Origin of the sequence: Desulfosporosinus fructosivorans (assembly GCF_004766045.1) — a bacterium.
Taxonomy (GTDB): domain Bacteria; phylum Bacillota; class Desulfitobacteriia; order Desulfitobacteriales; family Desulfitobacteriaceae; genus Desulfosporosinus; species Desulfosporosinus fructosivorans.
Genome location: NZ_SPQQ01000003.1, coordinates 652,146 through 669,195, shown reverse-complemented (window position 1 = coordinate 669,195; position 17,050 = coordinate 652,146). Strand labels below are relative to the sequence as shown.

Here is a 17,050-nt window from a genome sequence, read left to right as displayed (position 1 = left end):
TGTTAAAGCACCCCCAGATAGGTCTTAACGGCTCTGAGCTGTCCCATATAGCCAGTGCATCGGCACAAATTACCAGTTAGGTAATGAATGATTTCTTCGTCTGAGGGGTTAACTAATTCATTTTTCATGGCCAACACATTCATAACGAAGCCCGGGCTGCAAAAGCCGCACTGTTCAGACCCTTCTGCCGTAAGAACTCGTGCAAATTCCCCTGCTTCGTTCGGGACCCCCTCGATGGTTGTGATCTTTTTACCGTGAGCTCGCACTGAAAGAATAGTGCAAGATAGTACCGACTTTTCTTCCACCCAGACAGTACAAAGTCCACAACAGCTTGTTTCACAAGCCTTCTTAACACTAAGATAGCCATGCGCTCTTAACGTATCCGCTAGAAACTCATCCTGTTCTACGTCCCAGGTTACTAATTTATCGTTAATGGTTAATGTTATTTGCATGCCTTCACCTCCATTATTGCCCTCTTGACAAGCACCTTACAGAGTGCCTTCCGATATTCAGCCGACCCTCTCATATTGGTTCCAAAGGATAACTCATCTGCTGCCTCTTTGGCTACAGCCTCAACCTCTGCGGCACTTTGTGTTCCCTTCGATAAGGTTGCTGAAGCCTTAGAGGCGATAGCGGCTCTTCTAGGCCTAGCCCCTACGACGATAGTCCAGTGATTATTCAGTTTGGATACGGCAACATTTAAGACCGAATAGTCGCTGGCTGATTTTCTCAAATTCAAATAAGTTGCTTTACGGTTGACAAGCTTTATCCACAATCTCACTAAGATATCTTTTTGCTTAGGCATCTTTAAGAAGTCAACTAGAGGCATTCTGCCATCTTTATATAACTCGACTTCAGTGTCTAAAACTAGTAACGCTGTAATCAAATCTGAAAATCCGTATTTAGAAAATACTGAAGCACCTACGGTAACGCAGTTTCTAAATTGCACACCGATAATGCTACAAACTGCCTTAGGCAACACTCCATTAAAAGACTCTTTTAACAGCGTATGAGTTTCAAGCTCTCTTAAAGAAGTCATCCCGCCGATTTCAATAAAGCCGTCAGTTTCCTTAATATAGCTCAGGCTAAGATTGGAAAGGTCAATAGCAGTACCGATTCTCTTGGAGCTCATTTTCAGGAAGGCACAGCCACCAAGAATTGTGTTATTTCTTTTATCCGAGAGAATCTGATAAGCAGTCTCTAATGTTTCTGGTTGAACTAAATTACTTAATGTAAACACTCTAGCTCCTCCTTACTGTCAATTTTGTACATAGGTGTCTGATATCATAAAGAAAAGTTGGCTAACCCAAACATAAAAACCCAAGCGAACAGCTTTCAACTCTAATAAGTGAGAGAAACCTGTCCGCCTGGGTTTGTTCAACTAAACTTCTATCAAAGCAAGTTGCCTATATCCCTTCGGTGTAATCCAAAAACAAAGTAAAGACTCTCAATAAGTCTTTGGATCTGTACCACTTGGGCTGTTACCCTAGGTACACTTTCGCTCATAGTCGGACCATTTACGGCAGTCCGGTAGAAACTCGCAGACCATATCTCTGCTACTATATGAACACTATTTTCTTTTATCTAATGTCATTTTACAAGAAATTATGATATTGGTCAACACCTTTTTCGAACGTTTTTTTAAAAAGCCTTTACATTGTTCGACGATATGTATTTTAATTTAATTTAATCTAATCAATAAAACTGTACGATAATATAAAGGATAAGGACTTGTTAACTAACGTTGATCATTAAGCTTCGCGCCGCCGTAGTGAGTATGTGGTACCACCCTAGTTGTAGCAGATAACTTGAGGAGGAGACATTGAATGGATGACAATGAAAGAAACTCACCAATTCAGAGCGTTCAGCCCGTCCGCAAAATCCGTGCTCAAATATTTAAACGTGAGCGACGCGAGCTTATGTACCTCTATGAAAGAGCTCGTCAAGGACAGGCAAGCAAACGAAAAAAGCCAAGTATCCGACAGACCGAACTCTTGACTTCTGACGCCAGCACACCTGCAGAGATTGAACAAGATTTTCTTGATTACAAAACAGACTTGAAAAATCGACTGACCTTTGACAGAGCTCAGCTTCTTAGCGAAGATCTTTCCTCAGACTGATGAGATTAGAGTTATTACGTTATTCGTTTTCAGTTAATAGTTGATGCAGGATTTCCAAGCCAGTAATTATTTTGTCTAGATCCTCTTCACTAGCTTTCCTGAGGGAATCATTAATATATTTGTTTGCTAACTCTTTCAAGAAATTATTCTTTTGAAAGTCGGGAGATATCGACAATCTTACCGTTCTTCGATTATCCTCAGGGATCTCACGAATCACAACCCCCTGCCCAACTAAACGATCCACCATACCCGAAACAGTACTTTTAGACAAACCCAAACATTCACTCATTTCCTTCAAAGTTATATAAGGGTTCCTACTCAATCCAATAATCAGACCGATTTGTGGTCCCGTAAAACCATATTGCCTAGATTTTTCATAAATCTGATCCCTGTATATTTTGTGAACAGCCTTAAAGAGATAGACGACTCTTTCAGAAGGATTACTCCATAAATCCTGCAACTCCGGCTTCTGATTCATGCAAAACCTTCTCCTTTACTAAACTTCTATCTGACTCGTTTTTCTTAGCTTTTTTCTTACTACTCATCATGAGAACCAAAATAATAGCTACAAGTACTGCCACTACCGTCACCCCAATAGCATAATCCATGGCGTCTAGATAGGCCTGCGCATAAATCATTTGTCCCAGAGTCGAATAAGCATACCCTTGAGAATCCCCTTGGGACAACCCCGATTTCATAAGAACCCCTTGCAGGGCTTGGGCAATATTGTTTGAAGTATTATTAAAGGGCGTTATTTGCTCGCTTAGTCTAGCATAGTTATAACTTGATTTATTGGATATTATGGTGGTCATAAACGTAATTGCTACGGCACCCATAATACTTCGAACGGTGGTCGACAGTGCCGTTGCTTTCCCAAAGAGATGTCTTGGCACAGAATTCATCCCGGCCGTATTGACTGGCATCATGGCAAACCCTAGACCAATTCCCCGGAGAGTTGCGATCAGCATTATGTTTGTTCTCGTCGTATCCATATTAAACAAGGACATTTTATAGGTAGCAAAGGCAATCACTACAAGTCCAGGTATTGTCACGACCTTGGCCCCAAACTTGTCAAAAAGAGCACCACTGATAGGCATCATTAACCCAGAAGCAATGGCTGATGGAAAAAGAATTAAGCCTGTTTCCATCGCGGTATACCCTCGTAAATTTTGTAGAAATAGAGGAAGTATATATACACCACCCATCATAGCCAAAGTGGTTACGCCTGTAATAAATTGACTCAGGGTAAAATCGTATATTTTAAATACCCGTAAGTCAAGCAAAGGCTCTGGATGCATTAATTCATTCACAACAAATATGAGGAGACTAAAGCAGCCAAATGCTAACAAAAGAGGGAATTTTACATCTCCCCAATCAATAGTATTGCCTTCGCCGAGGACATATAACAGACTGACGATCCCAATAATTGAGGAGAAGAATCCAATGTAGTCAAAATTACCTTTATAGGGTTTAACTGTTGTTTCCCGCAATAAAATACCCGCAAGAATTACTCCGAAGATTCCAATTGGTACATTAACATAAAATATGAAACGCCAATCCATGTATTGAATGATATATCCTCCTAGAGTAGGACCTATAGCAGGCGCAGACATTGAAGCGATCCCCCAAAAGCCCAGGGCCTTACCACGTTCACTGACAGGAAACATCTGCATAATATAAGACATTCCAACCGGCATGATTGCACCGCCGCCTACCGCCTGTATAACACGGAAGAATATCATAGAATTAGTACTCCATGCAAAGCCGCACAAGAAAGACCCTATGGTAAAAAATATCAAAGCAAAGATGAATAGTTTTTTAACTCCAAATGTATCACTTAAAAATCCTGTTATTGGTACAACAGCACCCATTGTCAGGGTGTAACCCGTTAATATCCACTTAACCGCATCCAGATTCGATCCAAAAACATTCATCATTTTAGGAATTGCGATATTAACGATACTGCTGTCTAGCATAACCATAAACGTTCCTATGACAACAACAACCAAGGCAGCCCACTTATACGAACCGTCACCTGCACTTTCCTGTAGGTCATGTTCAGTCATGCGCATTTCACCTCATCACTTTATGTGAATATTGACAACAGCATTAGTACCTGGCAATAACGTATTATCGCTTTTATCAAATTCAATTTTTACCGGTATTTTCTGGATAACCTTAGTAAAAGTACCGCTCGTAGATGAAGGGAGAAGGGCGAAGGTCGAATTGGAGGCTTGACCAACATATTTAACACGACCAGAAAATGTCTTTTTGGCAAACTGGTCGATGGTAATATCCACCTTCTGACCCTGTTTAATACTTCCTAATTTTGTTTCTTCAATGTTTGCTGTAATATACAATTTATTGGGATCAATCAACATAGCAATAGTTTGTCCCGGAGAAACAATCTCCCCCACGGTTCCTTGCTTTTTGATAACGATTCCGTCGATTGGTGCCCTAAAAACAGATTGGTCAATGTTACTTTCTTGAGGATTACTCATTCCCTGGCGACCAAGAATCTGATCCTTAACCACGGCGTCTCCCTCTTCAATATTTATTTCCAAAAGTTTTCCAGAAATTTGCGGACTTACGCTGACTATGTCTCCCTTTACTTTGGCATCCTCTGTAGAAACGAAGTAGGCATTTTTATACCAGTAATACCCTCCTATACTAGCAAACGCAATGACCATCACGGCTATGATTAAAAAAATTATTTTTTTACGCTTTTCATTCATTCCATTCACCTGCCCTTAATTTTTAAGACCAATTTCCGCCAGCATTCCGGGTTTCAAGATTGAATCCGGGTTATTTAAATTAATCTTTACTAAAACACTTCTACTACGAGAGTCTATGACAGAGTCCATAAAAGAAACTTCCCCTGGAAATTCTTTATCGGGAATTTCGGTTACTTTTACGATGACTGCCTGTCCAACTTTTACACTCTTCATATGTCCTTCCGGCAGTGAAGCCTTGATGTATAGAGAATCAACATTCACTACTGAAACCAAGATTACGCCAGGTGACGCCAATTCTCCAACATTGATATTTTTTGCACTAACGATTCCAGAAACCGGAGACGTTATCGTTCCATAGGCAAGCTGAGTTTTTACTAAGTCTAACGCTGCCTGGGCTTGCTGGACTTGCGCTTGCGCGATATTTATAGTTTCTTGAGTTTCCCCTTTTGTTAGAATATCTAACTGGCTTTGAGCAGAGTTATACTGCGCCTGTGCTACAGCTAACTGCGTCTCAGAGGATTCCATCTGAGACTGTGATATTCCACCAGCAACTAGGAGTTGTTGGTTCCTTTCGTAAGTGTTCTTTACATTTAAATAACTTGTTTTTGCACTATCTACTGTCGCCTGAGCTTGAGCGATCTGCTCCGGTCTAGCCCCAGACTGCATCTTAGCCAAATTTGCTTCGGCGGTATTTACACCTGCTTGGGCCTGTGTAATCTGGGCTTCAATATCTTTGGAGTCAAGTGAAATAAGTGTATCTCCTTTTTTCACTACAGTGCCAACGTCCACCGAGATTCCTGTAATTTTTGCTGAAATCTTAGTAGTAATCTCAGCTTTTTCGTTGGCATCTATAATCCCCGCCATTACATAGACCTGCTTACTTGCTTGAACCTCAGTACTTGCTTGCTCTTCTTTTTGAGCTGAAGCGCTGCATCCCGTAAGCACCATAACCATTGCCAGACTAATCAACATTGCTCTTTTCATCCCGATCCCCTCTCTCTTTGTACAGAAACAGTTCGTGCGCGTACCGTTAAGCATAGTTTAATTTACATCTAGTTAAGTCTTATGTCAACAACTAAATTATCGTAGGGACAATTCATGAATTCCCACCAGGACTTATTCCAAACATGATTTTCAGATTAACTAAAAAGAATAATCATTGCACCTCGCTGGGGACATCGTTGGTGGTAACAAGATCAGACATCTCTCTAAAAACAGAAGCATCTGCGCTAGGCGCAGATGCTTCTGTTTTTAAACAACTTTCTGATAAACAACATAAGAATAACCAATCGGCACAATCGAAATCACTGCGATAATAACTATGAACCCGATGCCGTTAAAACTCATTCCTGTAAGAGCCAGCAATATATTAGAAACACCGCCTAATACCCATAACGGAGCAGCCAGTCTGTGGGTTTTCCTCCACACTTCTTCATTTGCCAATGTCCAGGGGGTCTTTATCCCTACAAAATAATTGTGTTTAAATCTTCCCATCACATTTCCGATTAGGATAAAAAGCAAGGAAACCATGATTTGAATAAAGACTGGTTTGTTAACGATAACCCCTGAGGCGATGAGGAGGGTCATTAGTTCAATTCCAAGGAAAAATATAATTAGTACATACTTCAGAAATTGATAAGTCGACTCAAAATCAGTATAGTTCTTCCTTTTGGGATCAATATAAGGAAGTACAAGGTACAATAAATAAGTTGCTAAACTTATAGCAGGCAGTCCAAATGCACCAAACAATTTGCTCCCATAGCCGTTTACTTCTCCACTCGCGTTCCAGTGGGTAGGTACTTTGTCTGGTAGTGAGGGATAGAAATAGGCTCCCAAGGCGAATCCTGAAAGAATCAGAATTAAAATCAACCAATCTTGCTTTAGGATATTACTTGTTTTTTGCATCTTCTGCTCCGCCTCCTTCGTTAACATTAGTTGTGTTAAAAAACCAGTTGACCACCTCTTGAAACACCGTGGTATTCAATGAATAATATATATTTTGTCCCTTTCGCTCATCCGTAACTAACAGAGCTTGTTTCAAGGCATTGAGATGGTGAGAAATACTTGGCTTAGTCATATCAAATTGGTCCGCAATTTCGCCAGCCGTCATATCCCGTTCTTTTAATAGTAAAATGATTTTTCGCCTAGTCGGATCTGCAAGTGCTTTGAATGGCAAATTAAGCATATAACGTTTCTCCTCCCCCCATTACAATATAATATCCTTAGATAGTTAGGCAACCATCTAAACTTAGTATACTCTCTCTTTCAATTAAAATATACACTTATAATAATTTGTTAAAGACTGACAAAAATTATAGTGTTCAGTCTATATATTGTTGGTACTATAACCTGATTGTGTCTAGGAATACCCTCAACTAAACTAGAAAGAGCCCTCGCACGAAGGCTCTTTCTAGTTTAGTTGGATCATTTATACCATTTATAACAAGCATCCTGCCAAAAGCTTCTGTATCTTGATATATTTGGCCTCCGCTTCATCTTCATCAACAAACCACTCTGCTCCCTGTTCTGGCGACTTGGTGTTATAGGTGTGAATCAAACCACCGATAAGAGCCTCTTTGCCCCAAGCGACAAAATACTGGGCAGGGGAATTCACCGGATTAACTCCAGAACCAAAATAAATGGGGGTCCCGTTTATCTCTGTACTCTCAAAGACATGGGCCTTGGTTGTTCCACATGGATTATCCATCATATCTACTCCTTCCTCGTTAATCAAGCCAATCCCTGAGTGGCTATCAAAGAAAACACTTAAGCCTTTTGCCCCAAGTGTTTCTCCATCTTAATACTTACATAAATAAAATAAATAGTCTATAATGAATTTGTTAAAATTGAGTTGAAAAGAATGAAACCCGTTCAACTAAAGATCAAACAGAGACTTGGGCTTAGATGTCCTAAAAGGGGGAGCTATGTTTACTCAAGCTTATACACCGGAACAATCTGCCTTTGGCAAACTTGAAAACGGTCGCGACGTACTTATTCTATACGTCAAAGAATTTTCCGAAGAAGTCAGCGCTGTCAATCAGTCTGGTCTCTCAGGATATACCTATAATTGGTTTGCAACTGAACAAAAGGACGCCTATGTCCTGCAAGTAATCTGGGAAAACGAAATCCACATTGCTATTCGCTTTAACTCCCAGCACTTTGGCCTCATTGACCAATTACATGAACCTAAAGATGTCATTCTGACGACAACCCCGATATCTGTACTTATGGAAAAAGCCCAAAAAAGTGACTATAACTTTCTCGAATTTTGCGATGTGCTCACCTTTAGTCATTTATCCTTTTCAGTTCCGAGTTCGGAGGACCAAAGTTAATTGTGAAATAAATTCTTTGCAATTCCGTTTGCCTGTTATATAATAAAAAAACAAAATTGGCAACGAGCCTGCCTGATTTTTCAGGTAGGCTATTTTTGCCTTAAAGGTGGTATTCTCATGTCAAAAGACTCTCTAGGAATCGATTCTTCAGTCTTGCTTAGTGAACTTAAAGATGCTAATCAAGAAATGAGTCAAGTAATCGAATCCATCCGACAAATCGCTCAGCACACAAACCTTTTGTCTCTAAATTCAGCGATCGAAGCGGCAAGAGCCGGCGAAGCGGGTCGGGGATTTAGCGTAGTAGCGGATGAAATTAAAAAGCTTGCCACAAGCAGTTTAGCTTCAACCAAAGAAAGTACTAAAATTATCGAAAACATTCAGAGCAAGGCAAACGAAATTATGGCCGTTCGAACAGCGGATGTAGCCTATGATACCATTGATAAAATTGATCGAAACCTTTTTGAACGCAATTGCGATGCCCAAGCATGGGCTGGTTTTGACAAAGTTAAGAGCTGCTTATGCTCTACAGATTCCGATCGCTTTTCTGCCACGAACGATCTGTTGAAAAAACTGGTTGATATTTATGAAGTTTATCTTGACCTTTATGTACTTGATACTGAGGGTATGATCGTCGCTGCCGGTGTTCACCACAAATTCATCGGTCAAAGCATGGCCGATAAAGTCTGGTTTAAAGACGCCAAATTGGCAAACGCCATATCTGTAAGCGACCTTTATCTTTCAACTATTGGTAGTGAGTTATATACTGTGGCCTACACATGTCCGATCCACAGTGATGATGGTCGCGTATTGGGATACTTTTCGACTAGATTTAACTGGAATTTCATCTATGACATTATAGAATCAGCTCGCATCGGTAAGAATGGGGATATTTCCATCATCAATAAATCAGGCTACGTCATAGCGTGCCGGAGTCGCAAGGGAATACTATCTGATAATTTGAAGCACCTTAATGCCGCCCAACATGCGATGAAAGGGGAAACTTACGGATATGTCTTTGAAAAGGAATTAAGGGCCACTAAAATTTATGGTTATGCCCATACCCGCGGCTATAATGCCTATAAAGGGAAAAATTGGTCTGCCCTAGTAAGTGAGACCTTATAATGCTGCAGCGCAAGGGTACGCGCATCATGCTCTAACGCTAGAAGAATGACACAATTATTCGATCAAAGGGTACCAGACTAAAAGGGGCACGATGCATCGTGCCCCTTTTAGTCAGACGAGGGTTTGCAGGCGTCGTTTGACGCTAGGGTAACGGGCGAGATCCGTGTGAGGCAGAAATTTACTGCCACTGAATTTCTCCATAAACGAGGGGTTGGCATTAAGCTCGAAATAAGTAACCTTTGCCGCGATCTCTTCTGCTTCAAGACGTTTAGTCCGAGATAATAGTACTTGGCGAGCTGCTTCACCGGAACTATTGCCCAAACGTACGATGGATGAGCGCGGAAGGTCAGGGTATAGGCCGATTGTAATGGCCGATTCGATCGGCAAGTATTGGCCAAACGCCCCTGCTGCATAAAAATGCTTCATTTCTTGCCAAGCGCAACCAACGTTCTCCATTAATAGATCAGTAGCTGCATTGACCGCCCCTTTGGTGGCTATGAAGTTATTAATATCGATCTGAGTAACTACAATGTCCTCTCCCGAGGCGGTTTCTTTGCCTGGGACAACTACATAAGTCTCCCGCCCTTTCTGGAAATGGGCATTTCTGTCAATAATACCATTAAGGAAAAGCTCAGCTAAGGTGTCCACCAGTCCAGAGCCGCAAATGCCACGGGCAGGCATATTCGCCACAGTTGTATACACGACCTGCCCTGTAAGGGGATCAATGGAAACGTGATCCACCGCTCCCGGTTCCGCCCGCATACCGAAGGATGTGACACCACCTTCAAGGGCCGGCCCAGCAGCTCCGGCACAAGCGACAAGCCAGTCTTCGTTCCCCATCACAATCTCTCCATTGGTACCAATGTCGACAAACAAGGATACATCTGGCTGTTTGTGCATCCCACTTACTAGTATCCCGCCGATGACGTCTCCCCCAAGGTAACTTCCTATGCTTGGCAGACAATAAACTGGGGCAAGGGGGTTGACGTCAAGTCCTATTTCTCCTGCAGGAATTAGGCCAGGATTATTTACGGTTGGGGTATATGGATCTCGACAAATAGAAGCTGGGTCCAAGCCCAACAAGAGATGGATCATAGTCGTATTGGCGCCGACGGCCACGGCGGTAATTTTTTTCGTCTCCATGGGTAGTGGGCATAGGACCCTAATTAAGCGGTTCAGAGTATCTAAAACCGCATTCTGCAGACGTGCTAGACCGCCTAGTTCAGCAGCATGACGAATACGGTTCAAAATGTCCTCTCCCAAGATGATTTGGTCGTTATAGTCGGCTGCGTGTCTCAGGACCGCACCATTACACAGATCGACAAGGTATACGACCACCGTTGTCGTACCAATGTCAATGGCCAACCCAAATTGCTGCTCGGTCATATCGCCAGGTTCTAGATCAATTAATTCCCAACCATTTCCACTCTCCGCTAGTGTCGCTGTGACCTGCCAATGAGCGCCTCGACATATGCTCGGTATCTTACGCATAAGTGCCAAAGGCACCAAGACAAAGTCATAGCTACGTTCTAGCATTTGACGTACTTGATCGACATCTGCCCGATTATCCATGGGACTAGGAGGCGTGAGTGAAAGGAAGACTTTCCGGGTGAGGGGCTCTAGGTTTGTTAGGGTCGTCTGAACCTGTTCTGACAAAATCACTGGTATGTCTTTATGCTTTAACATATTACTACCTTCTTTAATGAATTTTTGCAAGCGTAGGTCGGGGGACGGTTCTTGAATTGCATCCTGTTATGTTCCCTTATTTGCATGTTCGCAAGTTAAGGGCACTGTTCTGACTTGCTCAGAACTACCTTGCGCATTACACATTTACACTTTGACTATGTTTCCATAGCAACCTAACTAACTATACCACTTGAAGTATGCTATCGTAACTCTACTTCGCATTAAGTTATTATCTTTTCTCAATTTTGCTAATTAGTAAGATCAAATTCGCAGTCCACTTCGACACACTGTTCCTGACCCGGAATGTAACTGTTTTCCCTGAAGATCACATGATTATTGCGGTCTATTAAGAGTACAGTGGAGCTTCGTGTCCCGTACTCTGCCCCTTTGATATAAATCGAAGATAAGAATCTTTCAAATTCTTGGCCTATCCCGGTCTGTGGCAATTCGTGGTCCTGAGCAAGTTCAGTATCTGCTAAAATTTCGAAAAGACCTTGTGGATCAATGAACGTTTTATTTTCAATGTAATTAGCTAAAGCCAGCTTACTTTTTTGAACTTTGGGCCACGGAGTATCTATAAAATGATTACTAAGCCCATATAATCCAGGTTTAAGTGCCAATGCTTTCGAGAACTGTTTGTTAAAATATAATAGCTTTGATAAATCTCCCACTAAGAGATTAAACGGATTATACAGAGTACGGTTCTTGGCGACCTCTAACATGTATCTTTCTGGAGATTCATCTAAACATAGGAAATTATTTACTAACATCCCCCGTGATTTAGGATCTATAATCTGTGCCGAAGGATCCCGAAAGTTTGTTAGTGCTGCGAAACGACTTGATCGCGTAATCCCCATCCACGTTCCCAGCATCTCCAAATCTCTACCAGCGAAAACCCAAGGGTGATCCTCCCAGAAATGAGCGGCCGCAGTCGGACGACAATAATACTCATCCCTATTTGCGGCCAATATCAAACGATAGCGCGGATGACACTCATACGCAAAAAAAAGCAAACACATAGTTGATGTCTCCTTTCACTAAGGAAAAATTCTCTACCTAATCATAATAACACTTTAGAGGAGTTAAGAAGAAGAAAAAAGACCAATCATTGCAAACCTCAACGACTGGTCTAAACTATGATCGATAAATACTAACTGGCCATTATTCGAAAATGATACTATCGGCCTATAGTCTTTCGATATAACATGGTTCGATGAATTCCCAATCGTTTGGCGGCTTCACCTACCCGACCACCACATTCGGTGAGTACTTGATTAATATACTCCCCTTCCACTGCCTTTATAACGTCTTTCAAAGTCCCTTTATAACGTGTATTAATACTTGGCAACGATTCTGCACTCTCTAAACGAGTTTTGCTGTTGACCAAGGAATCATCCTCAAAATTCAAGATGTCACCTGCTGACGTAATAACTAATCGCTCTATGACATTACGCAATTCACGTACATTCCCCGGCCAATTATAGTTAAACAGTAACTGAGTCGCTTGGGTAGAAAATTGCTTCTTTAGCGCGTATTTTCTATTTAGTTCCTCTAGAAATTTATGCGCAAAAGCTAATATATCTTCAGTACGATCTTTTAAAGACGGTAAACTGATGGGAATTACATTGAGACGATAGTATAAGTCACTTCTGAAAAGTTTTTGACTGATCATTGCTTTTAAATCTCTATTCGTTGCAGCAATAAAACGAACATCGGCATGATAAGTCTTCGTATCACCCAACCTTTGTACTTCACTGGATTCTAATACTCTTAGTAGCTTAGACTGCATCGCTAAAGGTAATTCCGCAATTTCGTCCAAAAACAACGTTCCTTTATCGGCAATTTCAAACAACCCTGGTTTCCCATGTGGGTTTGCGCCTGAGAAAGCTCCTCTCACATAACCAAAAAATTCCGACTCCAATAATTCATGCGGAATTGCTGCGCAATTTACGGGGATAAACGGCTCTTTTGAACGCAGACTATTTCTGTGGATATGCCTTGCCATTACTTCTTTTCCGGTTCCAGTTTCACCGATTAGCATAACGGTGCTATCCGTTCGGGCTATAACATTACTAATTCTCATTATTTTGCGCATCTGCTGACTTTCAGCTACGATTTCTTTATTCTCCAAATCCACTTCGCTTAAATATTCTACTGCCGTTTTGTAGCGATGAACGCTTGTTCTTTCTTTATCTAAAGCTGCGATATACTGATCAACTAAATCCTTATCACGGGCATTGGTAATGATCATAATTATGTCGCCACCTTCATCCATCAGTGGCTTACTAGTAGCCATTTGCTGAACTCCATGCTTGTTTCTCACGATACCTGAGACGAGCGACCGTGTTTTTATTGCCTCCATAGTAGGCGACCAATCATAGACACCACTTTTTACAAAATCCTTAACATTTTTCCCAACCATATCCTCAGTTTTGGTTTCCATAAATTCCCCTGTTCCTGCGTTAGCCAAAAGCACATTGCCATATCTATCAGTAACAAATATTGAATCAAACGAATTATCAATAATTTGTTGTAAAAACTGCTGTCCAAGGGTTTTTCTTAATTCGTCCGCTTGAACATCTTGTTGGCGAGGAATTTGCTTTTCAAGTGCTGAAGCCACTTTATCACCTCCCACAGTGGTCTGATTATAATAGTATCTACCAAATCTATCCGTGAAAAGCTATTCTGTTAAAAACTCAAAAGAACAAGGTAATTACAAATTCTAAGACTAATAAACGAATCAAATTGTTTAACTATTCACACTATTCATTATATAAATATATTCTTTATCTTAGCGATATTTCCTTTATATAGATCATTATATTTATAACTTTTATCAGCAAAAGCAAAAGTAGTATACTACAAGGACAATGTTAACAAAAACGCGAAAACCCCGTCCTCTAGAACAGAATACTAGGCAACGGAGTTTTCGAAAAGGTCATTTAAGTACTCTCCTATTACAAGCTAAGATTTTCTTCCTAGGCCTTAAAGTTCTGCGTAGAGACCTTGATAACAAGGGCTGCACCAGTGTCGCCGGCTGCGCATCCTGTGAATAGACCATATCCCCCACCTAAGATAGCCAGTTCTTCAATCATTTCAATAATTGCCCGACCAGCAGTAGGCGCCTGGGGATGCCCATAAACAAGGGGACAACCGTAATTATTCATCGTCATGACATCAATACCCATTTCGTTAGCCATATACAAGTCATTGGCCGTAAATGGATTGTGCGTTTTGATAGCTTTCACATCTTTAATACTGATACCAGCATTGTTCAATGCCATTCTCGCTGCAGGAACTACTGCCATAGCCATATGGGCCTGTTCCGCACGGGCATAACCATAGGACAGTATTTGAACCTCAATGTTTTTATCAGTACTCAGTTCACGAGCTTTCTCTTTTGTGGTTACTATAAGCCCGCAGTTTCCATCAGCCGGGTGGGTCTGAGCACCAAAGGAGTGTACTCCTCCAGGAATAACTGGGTTTAATGGAGTCAAACTATCAAGAGTTGTGGGAGTCACGCCTTCATCCGTTTCAACTATTCCCGTTTTCTTTTTACTTATCTTATATTCCGCTGGAATCATGTAACGTTTTTGGAACGCCCGATCCTTGGCCAAAGCATCCTCATATTGCTCATAGCGTCTAACCGTAACTCGATCAACATCTTCTTTAGTAATCCCACCGACTTTCTTAACCACGTTTTCAGCAGTCTGAACCATGGCAACTCCTTTCCAAGGGCCACCGTCAAAGTTATCCATCAGCCAACTTTCCCTAATTAATTCGCCACCAGGACCCTTTGGATTAGGCCAGACTGTAAAAGGACCATTAGAACAACGATCTGTCATCATACAAAATGAGCTTTCATAAAGACCTGTTTCGAGAGCTGCAGCGGCTTGATTTAAAACAGTAGTGGAAGTAGAACATGCCTGAGTGATATGCATACCTGGAATATCAGGAGCACCCATTAGAGTCGCTGCCCAAGGCGCATCGTAAAAAGTCCACAATTGTCCAATTGTTTTCCCAAAAACAAGGTATTCGAAGATTTTAGGATCGATTTCTCTTGTTTCAAACCATTTTCTCGCGGTTGACCCGGCCAATTCAACCGCATGCTCGTTTTGCAAACTCCCCTGCCAGCGAACGAAGGGCGTACTGTAGTAACCACCATATGGGATAAATGCTTTTGTATACATTTGAATATCCTCCTTTGATTTCGAGTAGATTTTATATCAGGTTCCCAAATCCTCAGACAGTAATCTTTAGCAACAATGGCTAGTGAACTCTCAACTATAGTTGAAAACATCGAGACGAAGTATGGGGTATCACTCCCACTTTTAGAAGTGGAGTCACGATTGGATAAATGTTTATGTTTACCTGTTCTTGAATACTGCAGGGCGTTTGTTAATAAATGCTTCAAGGCCCTCCTGTAGATCCTCAGTATCGAAGATTTTTTCGACATGCTGCATTTCCATTTCCAGTGCCTCCTGCAAGGGAAGCTCACTTCCCGCATTTACGAGATGCTTAGCATAAGCCATGGCAACTCCAGCCCCTTTAGCGAGTTTTCTGGCTAACTTGAGAGCTTCCTCTAGCGCTGTACCTTGAGGCACAACTTGATTTACAAGGCCAATCCTCAGGGCTTCTTCGGCAGAGATAATTGTACCTGTAAATAGCAACTCTTTGGCTTTGGTCTGCCCGACCAATCTTGCCAACCTTTGCGTCCCACCGAGTCCCGGGATAAGTCCCAGAGTCACTTCCGGTAAGCCGATTTTCACCAATTCATCGGCAATTCTGAGATCACATGCTAAAACCAACTCACACCCTCCACCCAGGGCCAGACCGTTCAATGCTGCGATGATAGGCATAGGTGCTTCTTCCAGATAAGTAAACATCTCCTTATAAATAGTAGCATTTTCCCTCGGACCATTTTCCATCTGCCTAGGAAAGTCTTTAATGTCAGCACCTGCGACAAAACACTTTGAACCAGCGCCTGTAATAACCAAGGCCCTGATCTCATTACTCCCCTCTACTTCCTGCAGAACTTGCCTTAATTGTTCTCTAACATCTAAAGTAAGAGCGTTTACAGGGGGATTATTTATGGTGATCACCCCTACTCCTTCGGCAACTGTAAGCTCAACGACCTTATTTTCAGGCATCGTTATTCCTCCTTCGGTAATTATTGATTGTAATTGTAAAAGCCTTTTCCTGTTTTGCGACCAAGATGTCCGGCTTGAACTAGACGCCGGTGAATAGTCCTCGGCCAGAATCTCATATCTCCGGTCCCTTCATACATGACGTTGAAAACGTCTAAGGCAGTATCTAGTCCGATCAGATCTAGTAAGGCTAGTGGACCGATGGGGTGGTTCATCCCTAACACACATGCCTTATCGATATCCTCCGCTGAGGATAATCCTGCTTCATAAGCCGCTACAGCCCCATTAAGTAGCGGGATCTGAAGATAGTTCACTAAGAAGCCAGGGGTGTCCTTTGCCCTAATGACTTTCTTGTTAATTTGTTCACAGAAAACGACGGAAGCTTGATAAGTCTCTTCACTGGTTGCCAAACCCATGACCAACTCAACTAGTTTCATCACAGGGACAGGGTTAAAGAAATGTAACCCAATTACTTTGTCCTGCCTTTTGGTAGCACTCGCAATTTCTGTCAAGGAAAGAGCCGAAGTGTTACTAGCCAAGAGTGCCTCAGGTTTTACGATTTCATCCAGTTGTTTGAAAATATCTTTTTTCAACTGGATATTCTCAAAGACCGCTTCAATTACTAAATCGACGTCCGCCATTGCCTGATAGTTATCACATAGGACAATTCGATCCAACATATTAATTTTATCTTGAGCGCTTACTTTACCTTTATCCACGAGTTTTTGGACAACTTTGTCCAGCTTTGTCTTTCCCTTTTGGGCCAATTCTAGATTTGTTTCAAAGAGTAGTACTTCTATACCCGCTTGAGCAATCGTTTGTACAATACCAGAACCCATAGTGCCCGCTCCACCAAGAACAGCTACCTTTCTAAATTCCATTAAGTGCATCCTCCTTAAATATTTTTA

Annotated in this window: 18 protein-coding genes and 1 riboswitch; of the genes, 3 read left to right on the top strand and 15 right to left on the bottom strand. The window is 41.7% G+C overall.

The window, feature by feature from the left end; all coding sequences use genetic code 11:
- Window positions 1-2: 2 nt before the first annotated feature.
- The gene (locus E4K67_RS11270) at window positions 3-452 is read right to left on the bottom strand and encodes a (2Fe-2S)-binding protein (protein WP_135546614.1); all 450 of its coding nucleotides are present in this window, start codon (window positions 450-452) and stop codon (window positions 3-5) included.
- Window positions 443-1,240, bottom strand: coding sequence for an FAD binding domain-containing protein (locus E4K67_RS11265; RefSeq protein ID WP_135546612.1), 798 nt, complete (start codon window positions 1,238-1,240; stop codon window positions 443-445). The genes E4K67_RS11270 and E4K67_RS11265 overlap by 10 nt, the downstream gene beginning before the upstream one ends.
- Window positions 1,241-1,485: 245 nt before the next feature.
- Window positions 1,486-1,587, bottom strand: a riboswitch (purine riboswitch).
- A 239-nt stretch (window positions 1,588-1,826) separates the two neighbouring features.
- Between E4K67_RS11265 and E4K67_RS11260 the strand changes: the two genes are divergently transcribed.
- Window positions 1,827-2,120 (top strand): hypothetical protein, encoded by a 294-nt coding sequence (locus E4K67_RS11260; protein WP_135546610.1) that lies wholly within the window; start codon window positions 1,827-1,829, stop codon window positions 2,118-2,120.
- Between the two features lie 19 nt (window positions 2,121-2,139).
- Here the strand turns inward: E4K67_RS11260 and E4K67_RS11255 are convergent, their stop codons facing one another.
- From E4K67_RS11255 to E4K67_RS11225, 7 genes are all read right to left on the bottom strand, one after another.
- A complete protein-coding gene (locus tag E4K67_RS11255) occupies window positions 2,140-2,598 on the bottom strand; it encodes a MarR family winged helix-turn-helix transcriptional regulator (protein ID WP_135546609.1) in 459 nt (152 codons plus the stop codon).
- A complete protein-coding gene (locus E4K67_RS11250) occupies window positions 2,561-4,186 on the bottom strand; it encodes a DHA2 family efflux MFS transporter permease subunit (RefSeq protein ID WP_135546607.1) in 1,626 nt (541 codons plus the stop codon). Before E4K67_RS11250 ends, E4K67_RS11255 begins: the two co-directional genes overlap by 38 nt.
- 15 nt (window positions 4,187-4,201) lie before the next feature.
- A complete protein-coding gene (locus E4K67_RS11245; protein ID WP_135546972.1) occupies window positions 4,202-4,855 on the bottom strand; it encodes an HlyD family secretion protein in 654 nt (217 codons plus the stop codon).
- A gap of 15 nt (window positions 4,856-4,870) precedes the next feature.
- Window positions 4,871-5,839, bottom strand: coding sequence for an HlyD family secretion protein (locus E4K67_RS11240; protein WP_135546605.1), 969 nt, complete (start codon window positions 5,837-5,839; stop codon window positions 4,871-4,873).
- A gap of 267 nt (window positions 5,840-6,106) precedes the next feature.
- Window positions 6,107-6,760, bottom strand: a complete 654-nt coding sequence (locus E4K67_RS11235; RefSeq protein ID WP_135546603.1) for an SdpI family protein — start codon at window positions 6,758-6,760, stop codon at window positions 6,107-6,109.
- Entirely contained in the window at window positions 6,744-7,040 is a 297-nt protein-coding gene (locus E4K67_RS11230) for an autorepressor SdpR family transcription factor (RefSeq protein ID WP_135546601.1), read from the bottom strand. The genes E4K67_RS11235 and E4K67_RS11230 overlap by 17 nt, the downstream gene beginning before the upstream one ends.
- A gap of 252 nt (window positions 7,041-7,292) precedes the next feature.
- Window positions 7,293-7,562 carry a hypothetical protein gene (locus E4K67_RS11225; protein WP_135546970.1) on the bottom strand — a complete coding sequence of 90 codons (270 nt, stop codon included), beginning with the start codon at window positions 7,560-7,562 and terminating at the stop codon, window positions 7,293-7,295.
- 217 nt (window positions 7,563-7,779) lie between these two features.
- On the opposite strand from E4K67_RS11225, the gene E4K67_RS11220 reads away from it, so the two are divergent.
- Together E4K67_RS11220 and E4K67_RS11215 are read left to right on the top strand one after the other, a co-directional pair.
- Window positions 7,780-8,187, top strand: coding sequence for a hypothetical protein (locus E4K67_RS11220; RefSeq protein WP_135546599.1), 408 nt, complete (start codon window positions 7,780-7,782; stop codon window positions 8,185-8,187).
- A 117-nt stretch (window positions 8,188-8,304) separates the two neighbouring features.
- Window positions 8,305-9,309 carry a methyl-accepting chemotaxis protein gene (locus tag E4K67_RS11215; RefSeq protein WP_135546597.1) on the top strand — a complete coding sequence of 335 codons (1,005 nt, stop codon included), beginning with the start codon at window positions 8,305-8,307 and terminating at the stop codon, window positions 9,307-9,309.
- Window positions 9,310-9,420: 111 nt separating this feature from the next.
- Here the strand turns inward: E4K67_RS11215 and E4K67_RS11210 are convergent, their stop codons facing one another.
- The 6 genes from E4K67_RS11210 to E4K67_RS11185 all read right to left on the bottom strand — a co-directional run bounded on the left by E4K67_RS11210 (window position 9,421) and on the right by E4K67_RS11185 (window position 17,023).
- Window positions 9,421-10,995, bottom strand: coding sequence for an ASKHA domain-containing protein (locus tag E4K67_RS11210; protein WP_135546595.1), 1,575 nt, complete (start codon window positions 10,993-10,995; stop codon window positions 9,421-9,423).
- A gap of 248 nt (window positions 10,996-11,243) precedes the next feature.
- Window positions 11,244-12,014, bottom strand: coding sequence for an NRDE family protein (locus tag E4K67_RS11205; RefSeq protein WP_135546593.1), 771 nt, complete (start codon window positions 12,012-12,014; stop codon window positions 11,244-11,246).
- Between the two features lie 158 nt (window positions 12,015-12,172).
- Entirely contained in the window at window positions 12,173-13,615 is a 1,443-nt protein-coding gene (locus E4K67_RS11200; protein WP_135546591.1) for a sigma-54 interaction domain-containing protein, read from the bottom strand.
- Between the two features lie 358 nt (window positions 13,616-13,973).
- Complete coding sequence (locus tag E4K67_RS11195; protein WP_135546589.1) at window positions 13,974-15,185, bottom strand: thiolase family protein; 1,212 nt, start codon at window positions 15,183-15,185, stop codon at window positions 13,974-13,976.
- 177 nt (window positions 15,186-15,362) lie between these two features.
- The gene (locus E4K67_RS11190) at window positions 15,363-16,145 is read right to left on the bottom strand and encodes an enoyl-CoA hydratase/isomerase family protein (RefSeq protein WP_135546588.1); all 783 of its coding nucleotides are present in this window, start codon (window positions 16,143-16,145) and stop codon (window positions 15,363-15,365) included.
- Between the two features lie 20 nt (window positions 16,146-16,165).
- A complete protein-coding gene (locus E4K67_RS11185; RefSeq protein WP_135546586.1) occupies window positions 16,166-17,023 on the bottom strand; it encodes a 3-hydroxyacyl-CoA dehydrogenase family protein in 858 nt (285 codons plus the stop codon).
- Between the last annotated feature and the right edge of the window lie 27 nt (window positions 17,024-17,050).

What these genes read in the sequence shown, in the direction of transcription:
- E4K67_RS11220 (WP_135546599.1), top strand. Translation starts at nt 7,780, where the DNA reads ATGTTTACTCAAGCTTATACACCGGAACAATCTGCCTTTGGCAAACTT.
- E4K67_RS11210 (WP_135546595.1), bottom strand. Translation starts at nt 10,995, where the DNA reads ATGTTAAAGCATAAAGACATACCAGTGATTTTGTCAGAACAGGTTCAG.
- E4K67_RS11245 (WP_135546972.1), bottom strand. Translation starts at nt 4,855, where the DNA reads ATGAATGAAAAGCGTAAAAAAATAATTTTTTTAATCATAGCCGTGATG.
- E4K67_RS11190 (WP_135546588.1), bottom strand. Translation starts at nt 16,145, where the DNA reads ATGCCTGAAAATAAGGTCGTTGAGCTTACAGTTGCCGAAGGAGTAGGG.
- E4K67_RS11225 (WP_135546970.1), bottom strand. Translation starts at nt 7,562, where the DNA reads ATGGATAATCCATGTGGAACAACCAAGGCCCATGTCTTTGAGAGTACA.
- E4K67_RS11195 (WP_135546589.1), bottom strand. Translation starts at nt 15,185, where the DNA reads ATGTATACAAAAGCATTTATCCCATATGGTGGTTACTACAGTACGCCC.
- E4K67_RS11205 (WP_135546593.1), bottom strand. Translation starts at nt 12,014, where the DNA reads ATGTGTTTGCTTTTTTTTGCGTATGAGTGTCATCCGCGCTATCGTTTG.
- E4K67_RS11235 (WP_135546603.1), bottom strand. Translation starts at nt 6,760, where the DNA reads ATGCAAAAAACAAGTAATATCCTAAAGCAAGATTGGTTGATTTTAATT.
- E4K67_RS11230 (WP_135546601.1), bottom strand. Translation starts at nt 7,040, where the DNA reads ATGCTTAATTTGCCATTCAAAGCACTTGCAGATCCGACTAGGCGAAAA.
- E4K67_RS11255 (WP_135546609.1), bottom strand. Translation starts at nt 2,598, where the DNA reads ATGAATCAGAAGCCGGAGTTGCAGGATTTATGGAGTAATCCTTCTGAA.
- E4K67_RS11250 (WP_135546607.1), bottom strand. Translation starts at nt 4,186, where the DNA reads ATGACTGAACATGACCTACAGGAAAGTGCAGGTGACGGTTCGTATAAG.
- E4K67_RS11260 (WP_135546610.1), top strand. Translation starts at nt 1,827, where the DNA reads ATGGATGACAATGAAAGAAACTCACCAATTCAGAGCGTTCAGCCCGTC.
- E4K67_RS11215 (WP_135546597.1), top strand. Translation starts at nt 8,305, where the DNA reads ATGTCAAAAGACTCTCTAGGAATCGATTCTTCAGTCTTGCTTAGTGAA.
- E4K67_RS11185 (WP_135546586.1), bottom strand. Translation starts at nt 17,023, where the DNA reads ATGGAATTTAGAAAGGTAGCTGTTCTTGGTGGAGCGGGCACTATGGGT.
- E4K67_RS11240 (WP_135546605.1), bottom strand. Translation starts at nt 5,839, where the DNA reads ATGAAAAGAGCAATGTTGATTAGTCTGGCAATGGTTATGGTGCTTACG.
- E4K67_RS11270 (WP_135546614.1), bottom strand. Translation starts at nt 452, where the DNA reads ATGCAAATAACATTAACCATTAACGATAAATTAGTAACCTGGGACGTA.